The sequence below is a fragment of the Helicobacter bilis genome, from assembly GCF_001999985.1.
Taxonomy (GTDB): Bacteria; Campylobacterota; Campylobacteria; order Campylobacterales; family Helicobacteraceae; genus Helicobacter_A; species Helicobacter_A rappini.
Map to the genome: position 1 here is coordinate 1,167,963 of NZ_CP019645.1, position 25,328 is coordinate 1,193,290.

The 25,328-nt window shown below is 35.2% G+C and carries 14 protein-coding genes and 4 pseudogenes; 12 read left to right on the forward strand and 6 right to left on the reverse strand.

The window, feature by feature from the left end; translation table 11 throughout:
• Positions 1 to 312: 312 nt before the first annotated feature.
• From XJ32_RS11830 to XJ32_RS05535, 4 genes and pseudogenes are all read left to right on the forward strand, one after another.
• Positions 313 to 615: pseudogene (locus XJ32_RS11830) on the forward strand (glycosyltransferase family 2 protein); the annotation flags it as partial.
• 1,493 nt (positions 616 to 2,108) lie between these two features.
• Positions 2,109 to 2,381 (forward strand): annotated as a pseudogene (locus XJ32_RS11835) (glycosyltransferase family 2 protein); the annotation flags it as partial.
• Positions 2,382 to 2,866: 485 nt separating this feature from the next.
• Positions 2,867 to 3,640, forward strand: coding sequence for a hypothetical protein (locus XJ32_RS05530; RefSeq protein ID WP_254422520.1), 774 nt, complete (start codon positions 2,867 to 2,869; stop codon positions 3,638 to 3,640).
• A 130-nt stretch (positions 3,641 to 3,770) separates the two neighbouring features.
• Complete coding sequence (locus XJ32_RS05535) at positions 3,771 to 4,829, forward strand: alpha/beta fold hydrolase (RefSeq protein WP_077388609.1); 1,059 nt, start codon at positions 3,771 to 3,773, stop codon at positions 4,827 to 4,829.
• Positions 4,830 to 5,188: 359 nt separating this feature from the next.
• Here the strand turns inward: XJ32_RS05535 and uvrC are convergent, their stop codons facing one another.
• Positions 5,189 to 6,880, reverse strand: coding sequence for an excinuclease ABC subunit UvrC (gene uvrC, locus XJ32_RS05540; protein WP_077388610.1), 1,692 nt, complete (start codon positions 6,878 to 6,880; stop codon positions 5,189 to 5,191).
• Between the two features lie 512 nt (positions 6,881 to 7,392).
• On the opposite strand from uvrC, the gene XJ32_RS05545 reads away from it, so the two are divergent.
• Positions 7,393 to 8,532 (forward strand): ABC transporter permease, encoded by a 1,140-nt coding sequence (locus XJ32_RS05545; protein ID WP_077388611.1) that lies wholly within the window; start codon positions 7,393 to 7,395, stop codon positions 8,530 to 8,532.
• On the opposite strand, the gene XJ32_RS05550 is transcribed toward XJ32_RS05545, so the two are convergent.
• From XJ32_RS05550 to XJ32_RS05570, 5 genes are all read right to left on the reverse strand, one after another.
• Positions 8,529 to 9,311, reverse strand: coding sequence for a sulfite exporter TauE/SafE family protein (locus tag XJ32_RS05550; RefSeq protein ID WP_254422504.1), 783 nt, complete (start codon positions 9,309 to 9,311; stop codon positions 8,529 to 8,531). The genes XJ32_RS05545 and XJ32_RS05550 overlap by 4 nt on opposite strands.
• A gap of 670 nt (positions 9,312 to 9,981) precedes the next feature.
• The gene (locus XJ32_RS05555) at positions 9,982 to 11,799 is read right to left on the reverse strand and encodes a radical SAM protein (RefSeq protein WP_217332057.1); all 1,818 of its coding nucleotides are present in this window, start codon (positions 11,797 to 11,799) and stop codon (positions 9,982 to 9,984) included.
• Positions 11,790 to 12,962 (reverse strand): polysaccharide pyruvyl transferase family protein, encoded by a 1,173-nt coding sequence (locus tag XJ32_RS05560; RefSeq protein WP_077388612.1) that lies wholly within the window; start codon positions 12,960 to 12,962, stop codon positions 11,790 to 11,792. Before XJ32_RS05560 ends, XJ32_RS05555 begins: the two co-directional genes overlap by 10 nt.
• 101 nt (positions 12,963 to 13,063) lie before the next feature.
• Positions 13,064 to 14,410 (reverse strand): hypothetical protein, encoded by a 1,347-nt coding sequence (locus XJ32_RS05565; RefSeq protein WP_077388613.1) that lies wholly within the window; start codon positions 14,408 to 14,410, stop codon positions 13,064 to 13,066.
• Positions 14,407 to 15,645, reverse strand: coding sequence for an exo-alpha-sialidase (locus XJ32_RS05570; RefSeq protein ID WP_254422505.1), 1,239 nt, complete (start codon positions 15,643 to 15,645; stop codon positions 14,407 to 14,409). Before XJ32_RS05570 ends, XJ32_RS05565 begins: the two co-directional genes overlap by 4 nt.
• Before the next feature lie 499 nt (positions 15,646 to 16,144).
• Between XJ32_RS05570 and XJ32_RS11840 the strand changes: the two genes are divergently transcribed.
• The 7 genes and pseudogenes from XJ32_RS11840 (at position 16,145) to XJ32_RS12800 (ending at position 25,296) form a co-directional block, all read left to right on the forward strand.
• Positions 16,145 to 16,285, forward strand: a complete 141-nt coding sequence (locus XJ32_RS11840) for a hypothetical protein (RefSeq protein ID WP_155761462.1) — start codon at positions 16,145 to 16,147, stop codon at positions 16,283 to 16,285.
• Between the two features lie 34 nt (positions 16,286 to 16,319).
• The gene (gene aspA / locus XJ32_RS05575; RefSeq protein ID WP_005216754.1) at positions 16,320 to 17,759 is read left to right on the forward strand and encodes an aspartate ammonia-lyase; all 1,440 of its coding nucleotides are present in this window, start codon (positions 16,320 to 16,322) and stop codon (positions 17,757 to 17,759) included.
• Positions 17,760 to 18,187: 428 nt separating this feature from the next.
• Positions 18,188 to 18,952, forward strand: a pseudogene (locus XJ32_RS13305) (anaerobic C4-dicarboxylate transporter family protein); the annotation flags it as partial.
• Positions 18,953 to 19,354: 402 nt separating this feature from the next.
• A pseudogene (locus XJ32_RS13310) lies at positions 19,355 to 19,942 on the forward strand (anaerobic C4-dicarboxylate transporter family protein); the annotation flags it as partial.
• A 156-nt stretch (positions 19,943 to 20,098) separates the two neighbouring features.
• Positions 20,099 to 20,668, forward strand: a complete 570-nt coding sequence (gene ruvA / locus XJ32_RS05585; RefSeq protein ID WP_004086172.1) for a Holliday junction branch migration protein RuvA — start codon at positions 20,099 to 20,101, stop codon at positions 20,666 to 20,668.
• A gap of 150 nt (positions 20,669 to 20,818) precedes the next feature.
• Positions 20,819 to 22,900, forward strand: a complete 2,082-nt coding sequence (locus XJ32_RS12795; RefSeq protein WP_254422506.1) for a hypothetical protein — start codon at positions 20,819 to 20,821, stop codon at positions 22,898 to 22,900.
• Between the two features lie 92 nt (positions 22,901 to 22,992).
• Positions 22,993 to 25,296, forward strand: a complete 2,304-nt coding sequence (locus XJ32_RS12800; RefSeq protein WP_254422507.1) for an autotransporter outer membrane beta-barrel domain-containing protein — start codon at positions 22,993 to 22,995, stop codon at positions 25,294 to 25,296.
• Positions 25,297 to 25,328: the final 32 nt, after the last annotated feature.

Here is a 25,328-nt window from a genome sequence, read left to right on the forward strand (position 1 = left end):
CCCTAAATCTCATTCCCAAGCTACCAGCAATAGAACCTTATCTCAAAAAAGGTTTTAAATATCGCCATAAACTCCGTATCACAAATCCAAAGAAATACAATAGACTAAAGCTTCTATTTGCAGGTTATGATTTCATAAAAAGTGTTGAGAGAAATATACGCAAGATCTTTAAATTACACAATAAAGCATGTCAAAACAAACAACGCTAATCAAAATTTCATAACGCTCGCAATGTATACATCATTTAATTTGCTATAATAGCAAGTTTGTTTGAGAGATAAACTCAAATATACATAAACATGAGAGAACACCATGCAACATAACACTACAACAACACAATCTCCACAAAACAAAAAAGTAGGCGTTGTAATACCAATCTATAATGTAGCAGAGTATCTAAGAGAATGTCTAGATTCTGTAATCAATCAAACATATAAGAATCTAAGCATTGTTTTAGTCAATGATGGTAGCACGGATAATAATGAAAGTCTAAATATAGCAAAAGAATATGTAGCAAAAGATTCTAGATTTATACTTATAGATAAAGAAAATGGTGGGCAAAGCACAGCTAGAAATGTAGGTATTGCATGGTTTAGTGAAAAGTATGAAGCAAAACTAGATTCTAGTATAAATTTAGAATCTAGCACAACATATACAATAGATTCCACGCTTCAATATAAAGATAAAGTAAAACCAGATTTGAAAGCAACTTGTCATACTGAGCCTTTGAGTGAAGTATCCAACATGGAATCAAATTTTTACTTAGATTCTGAAATAGATTCAAATAAAGATTTTTCACCTATGACTAAAAATAACAAGAATCTGAACTCTACACAAAACACAAACTACAATAATAGAATAAATAGCAACAATGGGGGGGGGGGGGTAACACTCTATTCCTATAACATTACAAATGAAAACCCATATAATATTTATAAAATTTATACTGCTAGCACTCATGCAACCACGACACAACAAGAATTTAGCACAGATTCTAAAACTTTAAAATCCAATAATTCCCAAAACAACACAGATGAATCTCAGCATAAAATAAACAACATAAATCATCACAAAGATAGCCCACCTCACAATACAGAATCCATACACAATATAAACACCACAAAACACAATATAAACACCACAAACAATCATAACTCCACACTCCAACCACAAAAAATAGACTATATTATCTTTTTAGATTCTGATGACTATTGGAAACCTTATTGCATAGAAGAGTGTATAAAGCATTCAGATGGTGTAGATATTGTGTGGTTTGAGTCGGAATGTTTTTTAGGAAACTGTGTTGCAGACGATGCAAGTTTGCAGCATATGTGCGGTTTTTTGCATAGCGCAATGCAGAGCCGAAATGACTTCATACAAAGTTGTAAAGATAACAATGTGAAAAGTTTCTGGATCGTTGTGTGTGCGCTTATCAACTTTTCTTTTCTTAAACGACTGCAACTTACCTTTTATGACGGTGTAATCCATGAAGATCATAATTTTGGGTTATTGCTTATATTGCAGTGCAGGAACATCTTTGTTTTTTGTGAAACTTTATATTGTGTAAGGATAGGTTCTGCTAGTACCACTCGTTTTGATTCTAAAAATCCTCATATAGTTCCGCATTGCAAACATATTTATCAAGCCTTCAATAATGCAAGATTAGCTAAACAATATCATATTGCTAGTAGCTGGTTTCTCATGCTTTTAGAATTAATTCAGTTTTTAAAAGATCATCCAAACAAAGATAATGAAACAATAGAACAACTCTTTTTTCCATATTATATACAACACAGCCTAAAACTTTTTGATTTTAAGCATGACCCCCTAAATCTCATTCCCAAGCTACCAGCAATAGAACCTTATCTCAAAAAAGGTTTTAAATATCGCCATAAACTCCGTATCACAAATCCAAAGAAATATAAGCTATTAGGGCCATTATTTTCAATCTATGATTCTATAAAAAGTATTGAGAGGGGTATAAGACAATATGTGGGAAAAAATAAGCGATAAAAGAATGTCAGATGGGTCAAAACAAATACATATTAACACAAAATCTCTTATAATTTCTGTTGATGGATGCCACTCACACCAAAAAGGAAACCACCATGCAAAACAAAAAAGTAGGCGTTGTAATACCAATCTATAATGTAGCAGAGTATCTAAGAGAATGTCTAGATTCTGTAATCAATCAAACATATAAAAATCTAAGCATTGTTTTAGTCAATGATGGTAGCACAGATAATAATGAAAGTCTAAATATAGCAAAAGAATATGTAGCAAAAGATTCTAGATTTATACTTATAGATAAAGAGAATGGTGGGCTATCTAGTGCTAGAAATGTAGGCATTGCATGGTTTAGTGAAAAGTATGAAGCAAAACTAGATTCTAGTATGGATTTAGAATCTAACATCGCGCCTACGACAGACTCTGCATGTCAAGATAAAGCAAAGCAAAATTCTAATAGGTGTCATGTTGAATGTAGAGAAATATTTAACATAGATTCTAAGCAAGGGCTAGATTCCAATTCAAACTCCACAGTCCATACAAACATAGAAGGGAATCTAGATTCTAGCGTTATTCAACGAAATTGTATTGCTATAAATCACATGAATAAGAATGTAGGGGGGGGGGGGTAACACTCTATTCCTATAACATTACAAATGAAAACCCATATAACATTTATAAAATCTATACTGCTAGCACTCATGCAACACAACATACAGAATCCATACACAATACAAACATTACCCATACAATAAACACCACAAACAACAATAACTCCACACTCCAACCACAAAAAATAGATTATATTATCTTTTTAGATTCTGATGACTATTGGAAACCTTATTGCATAGAAGAGTGTATAAAGCATTCAGATGGTGTAGATATTGTGTGGTTTGATTTTTTGCCGTTTTATGAGAATGACAGCAATAAGGAGTGGGGAGCAACCATGCAGGAGTGTTTTAAGTTTCAAGAAGATGTAAAACTAAGTGGTCAGGAATGGTTAGATTGTTGTATAGAGAAAAAAATTAATAGCTTTTATTTTGCATGGTCTGGCTTAATTGATTTTGCATTTCTTAAGAACATAAGATTATATTTTCTTAAGGGTGTGATACATGAAGACCATAATTTTGGTTGTCTATTGTTTCTACAAAGCGAAAATATTTATGTGTTAAAAGACAAGTTATACCTATATAGGATTAGAGAAAATAGTATTACAAATGCCGATCCAAACCTACCCGTCCCACATTACGCAAAACATATTTATGAAGCCTTTAGCGATAAAGAAATGGCAAGACAATACCACAAAAAAGGCAGTATGCTGCTCATGTTTTTTGAGTTTGTTGAGTTTTTAGACAAAAAGCCATGTAATGAGTTGCGTATAAGGGAGAATTTTCTGCCATTTTATGCTTCATATTGTGAATCTTTAGTTGCTTTTTCGCACGATCCCCTTGATATTATTACTAAAATGGGTGCGATAGAGCCATACCTTAAAAAAAAGTTTAAATATCGTCATAAACTCCGCATCACAAATCCAGCAAAATATAATAGACTAAAACCCTTGTTTAATATTTATGATTCCATAAAAGGCATTGAAAGGACTATAAGAAAGGTTTTTAAAAAGGAGAAAGACTAAAACATTTCATAATGATAGGATATCTCACAAAGCAAATTAAAAAACAAGTAACTTCTCATTCAATCTTTAGAATCTCTTAGTAAGATTCTGTTCTAAAATAACAAAAATGCGACTAGACTAAGGAATCTACATGGAAACAAAAGACAATATCCCACAAAATATCAATATAGAAAAAGATCTATGCTTTACTTCACAAAGTGATAATTTAAATATTTACTATGATATTTATCTCCCACAAGAGACACAGCAAAGTCAAGCACAACGGGATCTACATGCGACAAAGCCCACTATCATACAAATCGCACATGGTATGGTAGAGCATAAAGAGCGTTATATCTGGCTTTGCGCTCAGTTAGCACTACATGGCTATGTTGTGGCAATCAGTGATCATAGGGGGCATGGCAAAAGCATTTCTTCTACGCATGTTTGGGGGGAGATGGGTGGCACTGAAGCGACAAATGATAAAGATGGATTCCATAAAGCAATAGGTGATTTATATAGCCTTACGCAAATGCTTCGCGCTAGGTTTCCACAACATCGCTTTATTTTGCTTGGGCATAGTATGGGGTCATTGCTTGCACGAGGTTATCTTAAAAAGCATGGTGAGATGTTAGATGGGCTTATTCTCTCTGGCTCACCTGCGTATAATCCATTGCTTAAAACAGGTATTGGTATGGCGTCATTCTTACGCTTCATTGGTGCAAAAGAATGGGGTAAAAACTTTATTAATAATCTTTCATTTGGTGGATTCAATAGACCTTTTGCGAAAAAGGATAGTAATGCAAAATATAGCACAGGTGAGTTTGCATGGCTAAGTAGGGATATAGAGAGTGTTAAGGCGTATCGCTCCGATGCGGCGTGTCAGTTTGTGTTTTCGCTTGATAGCTTTATCGCACTTTTTAAAGGGACATTATGGCTGCAAGAAGTGCTTTGCGAAAAGAGTGCGTTAAATAGTAAGGATTTGCCAAAACCACCTATTTATGTCATCAGTGGGGCAAGTGATTCATGTGGTGATTTTGGCAATGGTGTGCAGAAAATGGCACAACTTTTAAAGGATTCTGGCTTTGAAGTTACGCTAAAGCTATACAAGGAAGCACGACATGAGATTTTCCAAGAAATCAATAAGGAAGAAGTGCTACACGATATGCTTGAGTGGCTATATAATCTAGCGGATATGAAAAGAGATTAATCTTTCACTCTTAGACTCTAAACAGCACAAAATGAGATTCTAAATTTTTAGAAAATTAATCTTTTAATATGATTTTGTAAAATTAAGAATCTAACTTTAAATAAAGCATTATGTGTGTTAATGTTTTTCAAATAGAATGTGAGTTTTATGGAAGCAAAGATTCTATACTACAAAAAAATGAATTACAATATAGATTCTACGCTTTTTTGTGTGTTTTATGTTTAAATAAGTAGGTTATATGATAGGGAGAAATTAGTTTCTAAAACGATTCTTTGCTGTCGCACAACATAGCAATTACTGGATTATAATGACTTTTTATGTTGAAACAATTTAAAAGACAAAATTGCAATATCTAGAATCTACCCCTTTCTAATATCCCCAACCTTTTTGTTACGATGAAAGGTAATAGCAAATCTGTGAGCTTCATCGCGTAGCTTTTGTAAGAATTGAAGTCTGGGATCATTGGCTTGTAATCTAAACTCTACATGCTTTGAGCGGACAATATCTTTTGCATGTCCTTTTGCACGATAAGCTTTAGAATCTCTTTTTTCCTTTGCTATGGCTAATACACTCACTCTAGCCCCACTTGATTCTAGAATCTCTAAAGCGAGATTAATTTGAGCTAATCCACCATCAAGTAGCCATAGGCTTGGGGCTGGATTCTCATCAAAGCTTTTAGCGCGTCTTGTTAGCATTTCTCTCATTTGCGAATATTCATCTTTACCGCTTAGATTATAGTGTCTATATCCGGGTTTATAAAAATCATAATCTACATAGCTTACCATACCGCCTACGATAAAACTACTGCCATGATGGCTTGTATCAAAGACCTCAATACTTGTAATCTCATGGTCTAGTGAAAAAAGCTCTTTAATCTCTTGCAATACTTGCTCTTGCTTTGCATATAGATTTGTCTTATGTGTGAGTATATGCAGGGCATTTGTGCGTGCAAGTGTGGCAAGACGGAGTTTTTCACCTTTTTGCGGGGCAAATAGCTTATTAGCAAACTCTGGTATAGAATCTTTTAGTGTTTGCAAACTCTCTGTGCTAATATCAGCAAGGATAATGTCATCACAAAGTGTGCCTTCTTTTAGAATCTTTAGTAAAGCTTGAGTGTAAATCTCACATGCCAACTCTTCTCTTATCAACTCTTTTTGCGATGGGTTTTCTGCGTCATTTGTCATATTTGGTTTTACAAACTGATGATGTGTGCTTACGACCTTACCATCTCTTACAAATAGCTTAAATAATATCGCATTACTGCCTTGCAATACAAAGCTATACACATCAGCGTTATAAAGCTTTTTCATATCCACCGCACAAAATTTCGTAGTCTCTTGTAAGACATCAATGCAATCTTTACATATCTTTGCTTGTTCAAAAAGCTCTTTTTCTGCAAATGAAAGCATGCTAGATTCTAGAATCTTTTGCATTTTACTTGTATTTTTCATAAGTATTATGGCTTGTTGTATATATGAGTCATACTCTGCTTTTGTGTTAGAATCTTTTATGCTGCATACGCCAAGGCATTTGCCTATTTGATAATAAAGGCATGGTTTTTTGCCTTTGAGACAACTTGCCTGTTGGACTATGGGGAAAAGCTCATAAAGGCTTTGTAATATCTCTTTTGCACCCTTTGGATATGGACCAAAATAGAGTGTATCTTTATGCTTTATGATACGCCTTGTGATACTAAATCTAGGGTAGCAGTCATTAAGATTAATCGTAATATAGGGATATGTTTTATCATCGCGTAAGAGAATGTTGTATTTTGGATTCTGTGATTTTATGAATGAGTTTTCAAGGATAAGGGCTTCATGTTCGTTTGCTACAATGATTGTGTGAATGTGTGCGATTTGTGCGACCATGTGCTGGATTCTAAGGCTATTTTTTGGATTTGGACTGCATTCTTTTGTGAAGTAGCTTTTCACTCTTTTTTTAAGATTCTTTGCTTTGCCCACATAGAGTAATTTATCGTCTTTATCATAGTATTGATAGATTCCGGGTTCATTTGGAATCTTTTGTAGTTGTGATTGCAGGGTATTATCCATAGAGTTCCTTTGTGTGCTTACTTCTTTGGTTGTATCTGTAATGGAGATAAAATTAGAAACTTATATTGTAGCATTTTAATGCATATTCATAGAGGGTTTAAAATTCATGTCTTTGCTTGTTGCATGTTATTATTAACATGCTCTAGCGATTGTGTATTTACGCTATCGCCTTATTTTGTTTTTTTTTTTTTGCGAAAAGTGTGTGGGGTTGTTTTAACTTGCAAAATAATTGTTTTGCCTTCCTTATTTTAATACAATGAATACATTAAACCTATAAATACCAGCATTTAAAAAGATTTGTTATAATCCACCATCCTTTAAACCTGTATTGCTTGGGAACACTACAGGTTGGCATAACGGCATATAAAACATAGGGCAATTTTGGATTTTTGTTATTGTAAGGTTAAACAAAATATTCTTACTTAAAATCCATGCTCCATACGAAAGCCGTAGTTTTAGGCATAATTACAAAAGGCATTAGAGAAGCATGCAAAAGAATTAAAGGCAGAAAAATGACTTTTTTAGAGGTGGTTGGTAAAGAATTAAAGGCAGTATTTAGCAATATCACGATTGTTTTTGTGGTATTTGTGGGATCACTGCTTTATGTATTCTTATATCCTACACCCTATTATGCAGATGTGGTGCGTAAGCAAAAAATTGTAGTCCTTGATTTAGACAATACAAAGCTTTCAAAAGATTTCATTTTCCTTGTAAATGCGAGTGAGAATCTGCAAGTAGAACATGTCGTGTATTCTTTAAAAGCGGCAAAAGACATGCTTGAGAGAAGTGAAGTCTATGGGCAGTTAAGTATCCCCAAAGGTTTTGAATCTAATATGTATAAAGGTGTGCCAACTACACTTTTATATCGTGCGAATGCGTCCTATTTTTTGATATATGGCACGATTATTGAGGGCTTAAATGAAGTGGGAAATTACTGGAGCAATGAGATTAAACTCAAAGCAAAAGCCCTAAAGGGTGAAATCAACATTGGTGATGATACGACACTTGTAAGGTTTGATTCTATACCGCTTTTTAATCCTTCAGTAGGCTACATTAATTACGCTTTAGCGGCTATCTTGGTATTTATCCTACATCAAACGCTTATCGCTGGGATTATGATACAAGGGGCAAGTCAAAATAAAGCCCATGAAAATCACGAGAAACACTACTTTAACACCGCACCTTTAAGCTATGTTTTATGGGCTAGAATCTTTGTGTTTAGCGGTATTTATGTCGTGCTGTTTTTGCTTTATTTTGGTGTGTTTTTTAAGATTTATGGTATCCATACGACTGCGAATCCTTTTGATTTTTGGTTCTTTGGATTGATGTTTATTGCAAGTTGTGCGGCATTTGGTATGTTTCTTAGCACTTTTATAAGTGATAGCGCCTTGCCAACGCAGATTATACTTATATCATCGCTACCGCTTGTGTTTATGATGGGCTTTATCTATCCTGTTATGCTATTGCCGCAAGTCTTACAATGGCTTGTGAATCTTATCCCTGCATATCATGGTATTAATGGCTTTATACGGCTCAATCAAATGGGCGATAGTTTGCATAATATCATGCCAAATTTCTATGCCCTAGCTTTAATCTTTTGTGTATGCTTTGTGTTAAGTTATGTAAGATTTAAGAAGAAGTTTAAGCGTTAATTGTTTGCTTTGTGATGTGAATGGCTATGAGAATCTATATTTGGCATTTGTGTGTCATTATGCTTTTCATGCGACATGCTGTCGTGGCTTTCATGGTGCATAGGATTATGCCCTTGCAGTAGTTGCACGCCTTTATAGACATTACTAAATGCAAAATAGCTCATAATGATAAATGCAACATACAAAAACACACGCCGCATTGTAGAATGGAAAAGTTGTTGGCTAAAAAAGCCCACAAGAAATAAGGGCAAAAAAGTCCCAAGAGAAAAGATAAACATACTAAGCATAGCATGCCATACACTTAGAGAATCTGCGGCTTTAATAGCAAACATATACACAAGATGGCAGGGCAGCAAGCCATTTAAGATTCCAATAACAAAGAATCCCGCAATACTTTTTGAATGCAGGGCATTGTGAAAAGCCTTTTTATACCATGCGTAATTGCCGCTAGGGGTTACATTCCCAAGCATTTTAGGATAGAAAGTGATAATAAGGGCGGTGATAAATAGCAAAATCCCAAGCACAATAAAAATAATCGCCTTTGCAGTTTGACTGAATCCAAAGCTTTTTCCAATAAACACAAAGCACAAGCCAATAAACATATAACTACACATTCGCCCAAAAAAATAGAGTATATTTGCAAGGGCTTGTAGTATCTTTGAGCTATCAAACTGCCGCATATTTAGCCCCACGACAATCCCACCACACATGCCGACACAATGAGAAAGAGAGGCAAAAAAAGCCGCACTAAGCAATAAAAGATAATCATGAAAATTCATTTATTTCCTTTTGCAACATGGATTCTAAAGCTAGATTTAAAAGTTAGATTCTAAAAATTACTTGACATTATAGCAAAATTCCATTTTGCCTTTAGAAATAGCTTGTTTGTTGGGTTTAAATCTAATAAGCACAACTCGGATAATCACAAAGGGTTAAGATATGGGGTAAGAAATGTATATGTAAATTTAACTCATAAGCAATGTGGTGAGACAACCTATCCAAAGTAAAGGAGTTGAAAACTGCTAAAGGTTAGAACTTACATACTAAAAGCCAAAGGTTCTTGTAAAAGGTGTAATATAGGTTGCCTCACTACATTGCTTTCAGAATCTTTTATGATAAATAAATTTGTATCACGCTATATAATACTAAATTTAAGCTCGAAACCTCGCCGTCGGCATTATATCAAAAAAAAAAAAACAAATCAAGGGAAAACTACAAATTGTAACATATTGTTTAATGTTTTGTAATATCCATGATGTTTTCATAACTGCTGTGCGATTTGTTAAGAGATTTCAATAGCAGAAACGACATGCTATTTGATAGAAAATACAATCATAGCCACCCTCTATCAAATAAGTTAAAAGAAGAGTTGAAGTTGAAATATATTTGCTATGGTTTTATCACACTATATTCAGTGGGCTTGTAAAATCACCCTCTTGTAAAATCACTCTAGCGTGTAAAAAGTGTTTTGCTAAAATTTCTTATATGCCCCTTTAATCTTTTATGCAGTGAATCTTTTGTGTTGTTTTCATGGAGTTTATGTGAAATAAATGCTTTCATATAAGGATTTAGCCACTCTCTGCCATCTTTTTGCACTCGATTACGCATAAGGGCATAGGTTGGTGTCTCTAGTGTCGGAATAGCACCCAAAGTGAGAAAGGCATGTCCGTTATAGCAATGTGGCTCTTCACACTTTACACCAACACAGGGAAGATTTAGGGCAGAAGTTATATCGCTAAAAATATTTTGAGATTTATTGCTTGAGTAACATTGTCTCATCACACCATTTCCCATATTAAAAGTATATACCCATTTCCCTGCATGGCAATATTCCCTGCGTTTTTGCAAAAATATTGAGAGTTTAAATCTAAAAAGTTCAGAATCAAAGCCTGACCAAATCTTTTCATGTTCTTCTTTTGTATATTTGGTTAAAATAGCCTTATTATTAGTTTCATCTCTTGCCACAGTGATATGCGGTAATGCTCCAAAAGTGTTAAGTGAAAAATCCTTGATTTCATCAATATAGTCTATCAACTCATCATGTGGTGTAATCTCCACACTAAAAGAGCAACCAACATCTTGCATAAGCTTTACATTATCAACAAAAGTCATAAGCTTTTTTGTCCTTTTCAGCTCTAAATAATGGAAAGAAAACTTAAAGGCAAGTCGATAAAGCAAATCTTTTTGCAATGCAGCAAGTTTTTTATATCGACTTGTCAATGTGCCATTTGTTACAACCCATACATAATGTCCCTCGTTTAATATTGCCTGTATTATATCAATGATATGCGGATGCAAAAGAGTTTCACCACCGCCACACATATTAAAGAGGCATGTCCCACCTAAACGCTCTTTGCTTAAGGCTTTTGCAATGTGTTCTGGACTATACTCAAATTTAGGCGGCTTATTAAACCAAAGATTTTGCTGTGTGATATAGCAATATTGACATTTAAGATTACAAGAAGTAATGGGAATATAAGCATCAAAAAATGTTTTTATAGAATCTGTTGTAAAGCTTTTTAATTCTATATCGTGTAAAACTTCTGGGAAGTTTGGCGTATGTGTAGTTTGCGTTTGAGTGTAAATGTCGTGTAAAAATTGTTGCGTTTGTTTGTCTAGTAAAGTGCATTCGTGTGTATATAGAATAAGGTGTCTAGCGAGATTTTCTTTTTCTATATCTTTCTTTTCTAAAGATTCTATACGCGTAAAACTTTTGTAAAAAGAAATGCTTGTGTCTATGTCTTTATAACTTTGATTCTTATTGATGAAGTAGATTTGATTGGAATCTAAATAATAGCTTTTATTTTCTCCATTGACCGCTATATCTCGTGTTAAGAAACCAGAAATGCCGAACTTCCCTAAAGATTCTAAAGCTGTTTTTGACCCCGAAAAACAATGAAGCCTAAGTGCTAAACATACTTCTTTGTGTCCTGTTATACGCTCTATTTCTTGCAAAAAGATTCTATAATCTTTTTCAATATTTTCTGTTTCTGTATTATATCTGCTACTCTCATTCTTCCCATGAAAGCCAAATTTTAACCAATGCTTATTTTCTAAAAACTCTTTTACATATTTATTTGTAGTCTTTTGCAAACTAAAATTATTATATTCAATAAAACAAAAAAGGCTTATGCAAGCATTATATTTCTTATGTAGTTCTTTTAGAAAAGAAAAATATGGAGATTGAAAAAGGCTTGTATAGCTATTCATTGTTATATCTTTAAACATATCCATGCAGTCATCAACTGAAAAATGAATTATATACATGAAATCTCTCCTTCTTTATAAAATTGATTGAATGTTGTGTAAAAAACATTTGCAAGATCTATAGTATCCTCACATGATTCTATATTTAAAAATTGCATAATTTTTGATTGTATTGCATGTATATTATCGCTTGGATTTACCTTATAAATCCATGTTAGCTCTTGTAGCCACTCATATCCATACGAAATTTTATGATCAAGTGAAGGGAACACAATGCAAGGGGTCTTTGTAATGTATGAGAAAAGCATACCATGAAATCTATCTGTAATGCAAAGCCTACATGAAGCAAAGTTATTTAACATCTGCTGCACTACAAAATGCCTTATATGCTGTGTAATATTGTTATTCTCAATACATGTATCAATTTCATTGTAAGTAAGATTGCTATTATTGCAATATGCCTTTATGTTATTTATCATTTCATTATCTAACACTTTTTCCTTATCATTGCGAAAAACAAGCATAATATCCTTGCTTCTTTGTGTTTGTGTAAATAAAGAAGAGTGCCCAGTAAGACAACAAGCAACATCTGGAATAAGCACGATATTATTGTGCGTGAAATGCTTTTTAGCTATCTCATAACTTTTAGAATCTCTTGTCATAATGCTTAGACTTTTATGTGCGTTGTAATATGCTTTAGAGTTTAGAATCTCTTGTTTGCCATCACAATCATCAGTAAAACTAACAGAAACAGGAAATATAATAATGCGATTATACGGAAACTCACTCAAAAGCTTTCTTCTAGCTTCCTCTATATCCATCCATAAATTTCCCATATTCCCGCCACCTTGCAGGAAAATTATATCCTGTGGGGCAATAAATCTTGCTATCAAATCACCACATAAAACAAGATCATTTAAACTATATTCAATAATCGCCATGTTTGGAAAATAGGTTTCTAAAAATACTCTTGTCCCAAGTGTAATTGCTTGATCGCCTATATTGCCATATTCTGGAGTTTGCAATAAAAATACCTTTGGCTTATCTTTATATAGCATCATATCTGCGAGAATAGCATTTGCTCTTTTTTGCGTTTCACTTGCTATAGAATCTAGATTGCTTAGATTGCCCAAATGACATAATACATTTCTCATTGCATGGCGGGTTTTCTTGCCCGGTATCCACCATGCCAATTGTCTCACATCGCTATAATATTGCTCCATAGTGTCCGCACCTTATATGTATGTTATATTGCAATGCGGCGACTCTACAAAAAAAAAAAAACAAATAGTCAATAAAAAGGAAACAAAAAAATTAACTAGATTTATATGCAGTTATCATGTATTTTGATGGATACAAACCTATAGAATCTAAGCAAGATTCTATAAACAATATAAAAAATAGAATATAGCCATAGATAAGGGCAGATGAAGCATTCTAATAGACTAGCATTTTCGCCACTAAATATGTAAAATAAGATGAATGAAAAAAGGGCTAAGATTCCAATCTCTTTATTGCTTATGTAAAGTAGCACAAGTAGCACAAAGCTAATTAGGGCTTGATTAAGCAGTGTTGCGTGATATATGTCAAATGCTTGTGTGCTGAATATGTTTATATTAAGTGGATTAAATGCGTGTGTGTCAAAGTCTTGCAAATGAGATGATTGAATAGCCAATTCTTGCAAGTAAAAATCTATCATGCCAAGAGAGCCACCATATAAAATAGCACCATATATAAAAAGTATAAGGGCGGTGCAGATATTAAATCCTATATTAAAAGATTCTATGCAGTGCTTGTTTTGATGTGGTGTAGAATCTTGATTGATATCGTTGTAAGTGTGGAGCGTTAATTGAGTGCTATTGTTGGAATCTTTAGTCGTTTTGTTTTGAATGTTTAAGGCTGGATTATTATTTTTATCAACTAAAGTTTTAGATGTTTCGCTTCGCTCAACATGACAAATATTAGATTCTAAATTCTTTCTATTTTGAGTGATAAACTCCGCATTTCGCTCATAATGATTAGATTCTATATTCTCCACCAAATTTGGGTGGGCTACGGGGTTTAGGGCGTAATTTACAGAATCTAGACTTTTATCCAAATGGGCAGGTGCAGAGTGCAATGGTGCAAAATTTATAGAATCTAGATTCTGTTTATTATCATTTTTGCAAGTGTGGGCAAGAGCTTCGCTCGTGCGAGCCTTTGAAAAAGGTGAAAAATCTTTTTTAGATTCCGTGTTTTTGGATTTTTCGCTTTTCCTCAAAATGACAGGTTTAGATTCTATGTTTCTAGATACTTCGGCTAACGCTTCAGTATGACAATTTATAGAATCTATATTCTCAACCACTTGGGTGGGTGCAGGGTGTCTTGTGCAATTTTGACTAGATTCTAGATTCTGGTTTTTATTATTTCGCACCCTAAAATCTACAAGTCTCAAACACGCCGCACAAATGAGCGTCATAGCAAAAAAGCTTGGTGAATCAAAATATGAATATACATGCTTTACAATGCTAACATTCTCTATTATAGGTAAAAAGCATATAAGGCTCAAAAAGCTAAATACAATAAGGACTTTACAACTAAAAGAAGTCTTAGAATCTTTTAGACTCAATCTACACGCACCATTTGAGAGTAGCAATAAGACCCCAAGCACACAAATACTTGTAACTATCATTTGCCCCCCTTTATCTGCTGCATAGAATCTTTTCTCATAGATTCTATCTTTTCTAGTATTGCGTTAATATTTAGTGCGGTATGCTTGATTGTCTTTCGATTATAAGTATAGGTAATATGCAAGAGATTATTATCGAGTATTGCCGCAGGATAGCTAACTTCGCCGCCCTTTTTAGCTGTGTCAATCGTATCGATATAGACAAATTGCCCCTTGATTTTATCCTGTAAATAATAAAGGCTAAGGCTTTGTCTATCACCCTTTTTTGTATCGTTCTGCCATATAGGATTATGTTTGCCATCATTTGTGATAAGCACGACTTCATCGCCAAGCTTTACAAGCAGTATCGAGCTATCATAGTTTTTCATATTGCTTGTTTCTATGTTATGCCAAGTTTTTGCGTAATTCTCACAAGTTTGATAGTAAGTGTTTGTATTGTAGCGGTTATTTGTGCGATAAAATGCGGCACACTCTTTCTCATTTAGGGCGATAATGCTAGGTTGTAGTTGTGCTTTTAGATGATTTATAGCCTTTGTGGTTAGCATATTGCCATTTTCATCAAAGATTGCAATAAGTGGGAATTTATGCCACATTTCATGTGAGAAAGCAAGGATAAAACCACCATTTTCAAGCGGCAAGGCTGGTGTGCGGACAAGATGAGAGTAGTTGCCAAATGGATTTAGGTGAAGTTCTCGCACATAATGTATTTGTGCTAAATCATCGCTAAAATAAAACTGATAGATTCTGGAAGTAGCCCATCCGCCAAGACTAACCCCAACAACAAACAAATGCACTCTGTCTCTAGAATCTTTAAATACAATGGGATTGCCTAGCTTTTTTACATATCTCCCACTAAGGCTTGTAAGCATTTCTGGTGTAAGCAAAGCCAAAGGCTCACTCCATTTAGAATCTAATGTCTTTGTGTCTAAAAAGCTTTGATAGATTTTCACATCAAATGCCCCCTCTCTAGTCCCCGCATAAAAAAGCGTCATAAGCTTAGAATCTTTTGAGACTATCGCACTTGCATGTGCGCTTAACTCTTTGTTTGGCAATAGCGATTGTGTAGCAATAAAGGACAGGTTTTTATCCGGTGTATTATGTGTAGCTTGTGTGATCTTAGTTTGTGTGATAAAGAAAGGGGAATATATCTCATGCTTGATATTATTATGCTTTATAAAAGAGCATAGCATAATAATAGCAGCACAACAAAAAGCATAAAAGTTTAGAATCTTTAGCACTTAAATCCTTTTATTTATTTCGTTTGGTATTTTAGCATTTTTGGGTGTTTATTTGAGTGTTTTAATATGCAACACACTAAGAAGTAGCAAGATTTTGTAAAAGGATAGAATCTATGAAGAGTTTTATTGCTTTTGTTTGTATTTTTTTCAGTGAGAGATTTTAAGCCTCTCTTGCAAATTTTTTTATCGAATATGGAAATAAACAATCATTAACAATAAGAATATGATAGATACAATAAAAATACTGCAACAATCTAAAGAAAATAAATTACACAAAGATTATAAAGAAATGCAACAAGCTATAAAACGGCCAATCGCATTGAAAATTATTAGGATTTTATTGCACGACATGCATGCAAATCGAGGAAAAGTTGTAGCATAAAAATAGCTAAATTACATTTTTTGTAGAGATACCATAAATTCATATTTTTATGCATTTTGCCAACACATTCAAAAAGCAATACTGAAATTTAGGTTGCATGGCAACTAAAATTTTGCTTTGTTAAAAATTATTTCAAATGAGATTCTAAAACAGAGAATCTATTACATAAAACACAGATTATTACGCCTTAATGGCTTAAATATTGCTAAAAGCATAGATACTTGTTACTTTTTTTGCTATAATCCGCTGAAGCAGTAGCAATTATTGCGAAATTCATTTTTTGGAGTTTATTATGGGAAAACGCGTAGAACACGATTTTATAGGCGAACTAGAAATTGCTGATGATGTGTATTATGGAGTGCAAACTTTTAGGGCTTTGCAAAACTTCAATATTACAGGTGATAAACTCAGTGGCTATCCAAGCTTTATTAAGGCTTTCGCACAGGTAAAAAAGGCGGCAGCTCTAGCAAATAATGAGTTAAAACTACTTGATGATACAAAAAAAGATGCTATTTGTAAGGCTTGTGATAGGCTTATCGCTGGGGAATTACGCGATCAATTTGTCGTAGATATGATTCAAGGCGGGGCTGGAACTAGCACAAATATGAATACCAATGAAGTGGTAGCAAACCTTGCTTTAGAGATTATGGGGCATAAAAAGGGTGATTATCAGCACTGCCACCCAAACGACCACGTGAATCTCTCTCAATCTACAAACGACTCTTATCCCACAGCTATCCACGTAGCCCTTTATGATGAGCTTTCAGCCCTTGCTAAAGATATGGAAGTGCTTAAAAAATCCTTTGAAAATAAGTCAAAAGAGTTTAAAAATGTGCTAAAGATGGGACGCACACAGCTCCAAGACGCTGTGCCTATGACTTTAGGGCAGGAGTTTCATACATTTGCGGTGATGATGGGTGAAGACATTGCTAGAGTGCTAGAGGCAAGAAGCCTTGTAACAGAAATCAATATGGGTGGCACAGCCATTGGCACAGGGATAAACTCTCACCCAGACTATCCAAAAATCGTGCAAAAATATCTTTGCGAAGTTACAGGACACCCTTTCAAAACCGCTGATGATTTGATTGAAGCGACACAAGATACGGGTGCTTATGTGCAAGTAAGCGGCGTGCTAAAAAGAGTAGCGGTAAAACTCTCTAAGGTATGCAATGACTTGCGACTTTTAAGCTCTGGACCGCGTGCTGGGCTAAATGAAATCAATCTCCCTAAAATGCAGCCCGGAAGCTCTATTATGCCCGGAAAAGTAAATCCGGTAATTCCAGAAGTGGTGAATCAAGTGTGCTATGCAGTTATCGGTAATGATGTAACTGTAAGCTTTGCAAGTGAAGGCGGACAATTACAACTCAATGTATTTGAGCCAGTGATTGCTTATGGACTCTTTAACTCTATCTCTATGATGAGAAACGCAATGCTTACCCTTGCAAGTAAATGTGTAGATGGAATCACAGCAAATGAAAAAGTATGTAGTGATTTTGTGTATAACAGCATAGGTATCGTTACCGCACTGAATCCATATATCGGTTATGAAAACTCTGCGTCTATCGCTAAGGAATCTTTGCAAACAGGCAAGCCGGTGAAAGAAATCGCATTAGAAAGAAAACTTTTAAGTAAAGAGCAGTTAGATGAGATTTTCCAACCACAAAATATGCTTAATCCTCATATGAGTGCAGAAGATAAAGCGAAGTTTCAAAAAAATTCGCCATTTGCGTAAGTAGCTTGGGTTAGGTTTAGTGTTTATAGAATCTGGATTCTATTATGAGTGGGTGCAGGGTTTAGGGTGCAAAAATAAAACTTGGTTTTTTATTTTATTTTTTCTTTAAGGGGGAGGGGTTTGAATTGCGAAATCACCCCTCCCCCTTAAAAATCCCCCACCCGATAACGCTTTATAGGTTTGCGTTTCACGCGATTTTATTTTAACACGCTTAAGGGCGTACCTTAAGCGTAAATTACTTACAAGGCATTTGGAATTTGCACATAGATACCAAACAAGAAACATTGCGGAAGTATTTTTGAGTTAGAATCGGGGCTTTACGAGCCGAGTGCAAGGAGTTTATTAAACATAAATGACGAAGCACGAGGCGAAGTAATCGCCGATTCTAGCCAAAAAGACAACGCAGAAATACAAAACAAAGGATTACAATGGAAATGTTAGTGCTTATACTTCAAGTTGCCGTGCTGCTTGGAGCTATTTTTATCGGTATTCGGCTTGGTGGTATGGCGATAGGCTATGCCGGTGGATTTGGTGTCGTTGTGCTTTGTCTCTTTTTGGGTATGAAGCCCGGGGCTATTCCTTGGGATGTTATCCTTATCATTATGTCAGTTATTGCGGCGATTGCGGCAATGCAGCTTGCTGGTGGGCTAGACTATATGGTGCAGGTGGCTGAAAAGATTCTAAGAAAGAATCCAAAATACATTAACTACCTTGCCCCCACCGTTACCTACTTTTTGACATTTTTAGCAGGGACTGGACATACCGCATTTTCTATGATACCTGTGATTGTGGAAGTGGCAAAGGAGCAAAATATTAAGCCCTCCGCCCCCCTTTCAATCGCTGTTGTCTCTAGTCAAATCGCCATTGCCGCAAGTCCTGTGAGTGCGGCGGTGGTGTATATGACCGGCGAATTAGAGCGTTTTGGCTGGAGCTATCCTACTTTGCTTTTAGTGTGGCTTATCACAACTTTTAGTGCGTGTATGCTGACTGCCTTTGTGGTGAGCAAGTTTTTCCCGCTTGATTTGAGTAAAGATCCTGTGTATCAAGAGCGACTAAAGGCTGGGCTTGTGAAATCAGCAAATGGTGCGGCACACATTGAGCTAAAAAAGGGGGCAAAGCTAAGTGTTGGGATCTTCCTTGTAGGTGTGCTTTGCGTGGTGATTTATGCCACTTCAATATCTGATGTCGTGCGTAAGCCTATGCTAGATTCTGTTAGCAAAAATATCCCGGTATATGTGGATAAAGAGCTAGATTCTATAAAGAAAGAAGCTACTTCACTTTTAGCATTCAAAGATAGCGAACAAGCAAAGCTAGAAAAGCAAAACCTTATCGCACCGCTAGAATCTTTGAAAAAAGCCTATATAGATTCTATCCCTGCCATTAAGGCAAATCCAAATGAAGTGCAAAATCTTCAAAATGCCTTTGCCACTGCAAAAAGCGAGATAGATTCTATCACTAAAAATGAGCAGAATGAAAAAGCCATTGCATTAATAGAATCTAAGCTAGATTCATTAAGTAATGAGCTAGATTCTATCCTGCCAGACTTTGCGGCAAAAGATGGAATGTTAGCAAACTTGTCTGCAATGGTGAAAAACTATATTGACCCTGTGCGATTACCACGCGATGGGGCGATTATGAGCTTTATGCTGATGATTGCGACTTTGATTGTGATTTTCTGCAAGGTAGAAACGGGCAAACTGCTTGATGCAAGCACATTTAAAGCTGGAATGACAGCGTGTGTGTGCGTTTTAGGTGTGGCTTGGCTTGGCAATACTTTTGTTGATGGCTACAAAACAGAGATTGGCGAGTTAGCCGGTAAGCTTGTAAATCCTAAAGAGGGTGGCTATCCCGCACTTTTGGCAGTAGCCCTTTTCTTTGCGAGTATGTTGCTTTACTCACAAGCGGCTACGGCTAAGGCGATTATGCCAGTTGTGATTGCTGCACTCGGTATCACCGCTACAAATGCGGATTCTGCGTATATTTTGGTAGCAAGTTTTGCGGCTGTGTCGGCGTTATTTGTGCTTCCTACCTATCCAACGCTACTTGGAGCGGTGCAAATGGACGACACCGGCTCTACACGCATTGGCAAATTTGTCTTTAACCATAGCTTCATACTTCCGGGTATTATAGCTATCGTGTTTGCGGTGGCTTTGGGCTTTGTTGTTGCACCAATGTTTGCTTAAAACTACCCATTTAATTTAAAGTTTTGGGCTTATTGCGAAATGAGCCTAGCTTAAAAATAGAATCTATTGTTGCGATTCTAAGATACAAAATCTTGTATAAATACGCTTGATTTTTCGCCTACATGTAATGTGAGACACAATGGCTAAGGATACATAATGATTGTAAGGTTAAAGGGAAATATAGAAAAGCTTTTGCCAACGGGTGTAGAGCTAGAAGTCTCTGGCGTTACTTATATGGTTGAGATTTCATTGCTTACAAGTGCTGCTTTACAGAATAAAACACATGTAACACTTGAGATTGCTGAGATTATCCGCGAAGACTCCCATTTGTTGTATGGATTTGAGACACGCAGAGAACGAGAGGTATTTTTGCAACTCTTAAAGGTCAATGGTGTAGGCGCAAAAATTGCCTTAATGATTCTATCAAGCTATTCTGTGGAGCAGTTTCTTGCTATTGTGCAGACAAATAACCTTGCTGCATTAAAGAGTGTAAAAGGCATTGGTGCAAAGGTTGCTGGAAAAATCATGCTTGAATTAGCCGGATATACTCAAAGCATACAAACCCCAAATAATGTAAATGTGCAATTAGCCCATGAAGCTTTAGTTGCACTAGGCTTTAAAGATACGCAAATCACACAAGCCCTGCAAGGATTAAGCAATGAGATATTGCAAATGCCACCAAATGATATGGTAAAAGCCATATTGCAAACATTGGGTAAAAGCTAGATTCTATATACATATTTTAATGTTTCAATGATTTGTAACTACTACCTACTTTTTACAAAATTTGCTTGAATTTGTTTGTTTTTTTTGTTAAAATCACATGAGTATTTTTATTTGCTATTGCAAATATTTATCTTTTTTGGAGTGAGTGTAATGAGTGGTAAAAATTGGGGAATGAAATTAAAGGGCAAAGCTTTTATATTAAGTGGTATTTTGCTAAAACGGGTGCAGACAAAATACTTATGTGTCTCTGTATTTGGAACTACGCTATTGCTGTGTAATGTGGGGTATGCAGAGGAGAAGTGGCTGGAAGCTGGTGGAAGAAGCGATTGGACTGTTGTTTGTCATAGTTTTGCGTGTCATCTTGGTGGAGAGTCTGCATATGATAAACTAAGCATTTACGGTGGGGATGGAACCGGTAGCTATAATTTTTCAAGCATAAAGTTAGAAACAAATAATTTTGGAGGGGAAAGGGGACTTACTATTGAATCACATAACCCTCATAATGGAACAATCACGATAGATGATCTCTACACTTCTCATACTGGTGCAGTAGGTTTTGGTGGGAGTGTTAGTATTAATGCGAATACAAAAATCGGTGGTTTAGCACATAATAATGCGGGTGGTGGCACAACCCTAACCGTGAATGTGGGGCGAGAAGTGAGTGTTGGGAAACTAGGCGGACAAAATCCCACTGCTATCTCGGTACAATTTACAAAAAATTTAGAAATAGATAGAGTATCTTTTAATCAAAATGGACTTGCTGGTTCTCAAGGTAAAATCAACCTAAATGCAAAAAATGTTACGATTGGTAAAGCTGCTGGTAGATTATCGCAGGTTTTAAACGTCTATGCAGAGGAAAACATTGTTGCAAAAGATGTGTATTTTGATGGTATTGATGGGGTTGGTGGCTTTGCGGTGATTCCAAAAAGTGAGATAAGATTTAATGCAAATAATGGTGGTTTTACTTCAGATAGCATTAAAGGCATGGGACATTCTAATATCTTTGTTAATACAAAAAAAGATATAGTGGTAGGGAATGTCGGCTTTGCCGTTGATATTTGTATCACTCAAGCTTGTGCGGGTTGGATAGAGCTAAATAGTAAAGAGGGTGATGTCATCGTAAAAAGTGTAACTGGTGGCACAGCGAATGAAAGCGGTATTGGCTCATTTAATACACTTCAAATCAAAGGCAATAACTTCTATGCTGGTAAAGTGGAAGCAATCTCTTTGGTTACTTCGCTAAATAATAGCTATCTTGACTTGACAGGTGTAAAAAACACTACTTTCATTGATGATTTGCAATTTAGAAATGGCACACTCAAAGCAAAAAACTTTCACTTTAATAACTTCACTGTGTGGAAAGCAAATGCAAATCGTGTAGGCTTTGAGCATCCAACTGATGGCAGTGCATATACAACCGTGAGTGAAAATATCGGTAAAAGCTTCATCAATAATCTGTCAATGGAAATAGGCACAAGTCATACAGCAGATTCTGCGGCTTTGTGGTTTAAAGGTGGCGGTGATATCCTAAATATCAACTTCGTTGCTGCAAGACCTACAAGCTATATAAACTTTGGGGATATTAAACAAGTAAATATCAATGAACTGAGTGCAATGGAAGCTGATATTTACATGAAAACCGGTATCTTTAACACCATTACAAACAAAAAAGGACAGACAATCATCACAAACGGCGCTTCAAAAATCACGGCTAACGCCCTAAATGTCAATGAGCTTTTACACTTAAAAGACTCAAGTAAGCATAGTGGTGTTATGAAAATTGAGCTAAATGGCAGTGAAGAGATAAAACAGGAATTTGACAAATACCTAAATGTTGGCATAGATTCTAAAGATTTAAAAAATATGAGTGGGAGTGAAATAGCTGAAATCATTAAAAAAGCCGAATCAAACGGCGGTGCAAACAATAATGGCACTAAAGCAGAAGACTACAAAAACGCAAGTGGCACATATATCACAACAAGTGATGGCAAACATTATCTAGTCTTACCAGATATTATGACAAATGAGAATATTCAAAATAGCACAGGGCAAGTTGCAAATGGTGGTAATATCTTAATAGAGCAAACCGAACTCACAAAAGGTGCATTAAATAACTATGGAAAGATTCTCATAGATGATGGCTTTGTAGATGGAAATAAACCGACACTCTATCTCACAGGTAATCTCAATAACTATAATACAATAGATATGGGAGCAAATGGACATATATAGAAGTAACAGGAAACTTTAATAACAAAGGTAAAATCCTTTTTAGCATTCAAGCAAATCCAAGTGATTCTAATAATGAAATAAAAAATGCAAGTATGAAAATTACTGGTAAAGCAACACTAGACATATCACCCGGAAGCACAGGGGCATTACAAGCAGATATAGCAGATTCTAAGACTTTAGCAAGTATAAGCAGTCAGCTTAATAACAAAGGCGACAAAGGTGTAGAATACAAATTAATCACAGCAGAATCCATAAGCTACACCTACACACAAGGGGATTATACGACTACTTTTGAAAAAGACAAAGATAAAACAACCATAAGCACAACACATAAAGACGGCAACAGCGGTTGCAAGAACAATAACTGCCAAACAGGAAGCAATGGCAATACAAAACAAGAAACCGACTTCACAACAAATGGCAAAGATAATCCATGGGATATGGATAAAGCCCAAACAGATTCTAATGGCAATGTAGTAGAAAATGGCATAGGCTCTACTGATAATGAAGGCAATCTCATACAAAAGCCAAGCCAGCAAGATAAACAAGAAGAATGCAAGAAAGATGGTTATTGCGGCTTTGGTAATGATAAGAATGCTACTGAAGCAGACAGAGGCTATGACTACGCACAGCAAAAGATGAAAAATAGCTTTTCACTCACTTATAAAGGTGGTAGCATAGATGGTAAATATATCGATATAGAAAAAGTGGTAACAGATAAAGAGATAGGCTTTAAAATCAATAAAGTAGATATTAATAACTTTATAGAAGGCAATACAGAAAAGCCTTTATGTAATGCAGAATCTAGCACATTTGATTGTGCCTTGTATATGGAAGCAGGTGGGAATAACTCATGGATAAATGCTATTAAAAAAGAGAGTGCAAATAGCTATGAGATTCTAAAAAATCTATTCTATGATGATAAATCTTCACTTGTGTTTTTAATAAACCTAGACCAAACTCTAGCTGCTTCAAGAAATCTAGATTATTTCCTAGAAGTAGGAAGGACTCTAGATACAGCAATAGATCATGTCTCAAACCTAGAGAATAAAGCATCAACACTTCATACACTTACACTATCAATGGAGAGTGCAAAGCTAAATCGTCTAGCAAGAGTAGCTAGCATTCATGGGAGTGCTAGTAGCTATATTGCTATGCAGAACTATCAAAAGAATTTAGAAGCAGCGTTGAGGGAAGCAGAGAAACTAAAACTAGCAAGTCTAGATTCTAATACAAACACAAGAATAGCAGCTATTAATAATATAGTAAGTGGTAATACAAATAGTAATGCAGTTTATAGAAGCAGTGTAGCTACTCTAGCAAGTAGCTCAAATCCTAAAGGGGCAACAGATATACAAACGGACATAGGGCATGGGGTGCAAAATAATACACAATATGCTATGCAAAACACACAAAATGCAAACAATGGAGTAACAGATATACAAAGTGATATAACAACTGATAACAATTCAAATGAAGTATGGTTTGATACCTTAGCAGATTTAATCATGAGATTTAATAATAGAGAAGAATATCCAAATCATGCTTGGGTTAATATGCTAGGGAATCTTAACTTCTCAAAAACAGGGACAGCCCAACTTTATGGCTTTAATGCAGGATATGATTATTTTGTAGATAAACTCCAAACTGCATTTGGTGCGTATGGTGGTTATGGCTATGGCACATTTAATGGAAATAATAATGGCTTTACTTCAAATAACTCAAATAATGTGTTTGCTGGAATCTATACAAGGACTTTCATTGAAAACCATGAGATAGATGTAACGCTTAATACTGCCTTTAGCTTTACAAACGAGAGACAAGGATCACAAATTCCTAACTTTGATTTACTTAATCTCTTTGGTGATGGATATGCTTATACTCTTTCTAATGTAGAGTTAAATGCAACTTATGGTTATGCCTTTTTAATGAAAAAGGGCTATATAGTAAAACCTTTTGCAGGATTATCGTATTATGTATTAGGCTCAACTAATTTTAAAAGAGATGATAATACGAAACCTATATTTGCTATGAATACAGATGATAATATAAGACAAACTATAAGTGTAAATATAGGCATAGATGGTCGTAAATACTTTGCAAATCAAAGCTATATCTTTATAGTCGCACAATTAAAACAAGATGCAATCATTTTACAAAATAATGTAGATTCTAGTGGGACTACAACTACAAGTATAGGCAATATAGGTGATTCTGTAAATAACTTTAATATGAGATATAAAGCTCAAGGCTATAAGTCTTATGTATTCCTTACAGGTGGTGGAGAATATAGCTTTGGTAGATGGTATTTAAATGGAAGTTTGAGCTTACAAAGCAGTGTATTTGATAAAAACTTTGGCTTAGGATTTAATATTGGTGGTAGGGTTGTGTTTTAGGGGATATCTTAGAATCTGAAGTTTGAAATATA

Coding starts and splice junctions, on each gene's coding strand:
- XJ32_RS05535 (WP_077388609.1), top strand. CDS start 3,771: ATGGAAACAAAAGACAATATCCCACAAAATATCAATATAGAAAAAGAT.
- XJ32_RS05565 (WP_077388613.1), bottom strand. CDS start 14,410: ATGATAGTTACAAGTATTTGTGTGCTTGGGGTCTTATTGCTACTCTCA.
- ruvA (WP_004086172.1), top strand. CDS start 20,099: ATGATTGTAAGGTTAAAGGGAAATATAGAAAAGCTTTTGCCAACGGGT.
- uvrC (WP_077388610.1), bottom strand. CDS start 6,880: ATGGATAATACCCTGCAATCACAACTACAAAAGATTCCAAATGAACCC.
- XJ32_RS12795 (WP_254422506.1), top strand. CDS start 20,819: ATGAGTGGTAAAAATTGGGGAATGAAATTAAAGGGCAAAGCTTTTATA.
- XJ32_RS05555 (WP_217332057.1), bottom strand. CDS start 11,799: ATGTATATAATTCATTTTTCAGTTGATGACTGCATGGATATGTTTAAA.
- aspA (WP_005216754.1), top strand. CDS start 16,320: ATGGGAAAACGCGTAGAACACGATTTTATAGGCGAACTAGAAATTGCT.
- XJ32_RS05550 (WP_254422504.1), bottom strand. CDS start 9,311: ATGAATTTTCATGATTATCTTTTATTGCTTAGTGCGGCTTTTTTTGCC.
- XJ32_RS05545 (WP_077388611.1), top strand. CDS start 7,393: ATGACTTTTTTAGAGGTGGTTGGTAAAGAATTAAAGGCAGTATTTAGC.
- XJ32_RS12800 (WP_254422507.1), top strand. CDS start 22,993: ATGAAAATTACTGGTAAAGCAACACTAGACATATCACCCGGAAGCACA.
- XJ32_RS05560 (WP_077388612.1), bottom strand. CDS start 12,962: ATGGAGCAATATTATAGCGATGTGAGACAATTGGCATGGTGGATACCG.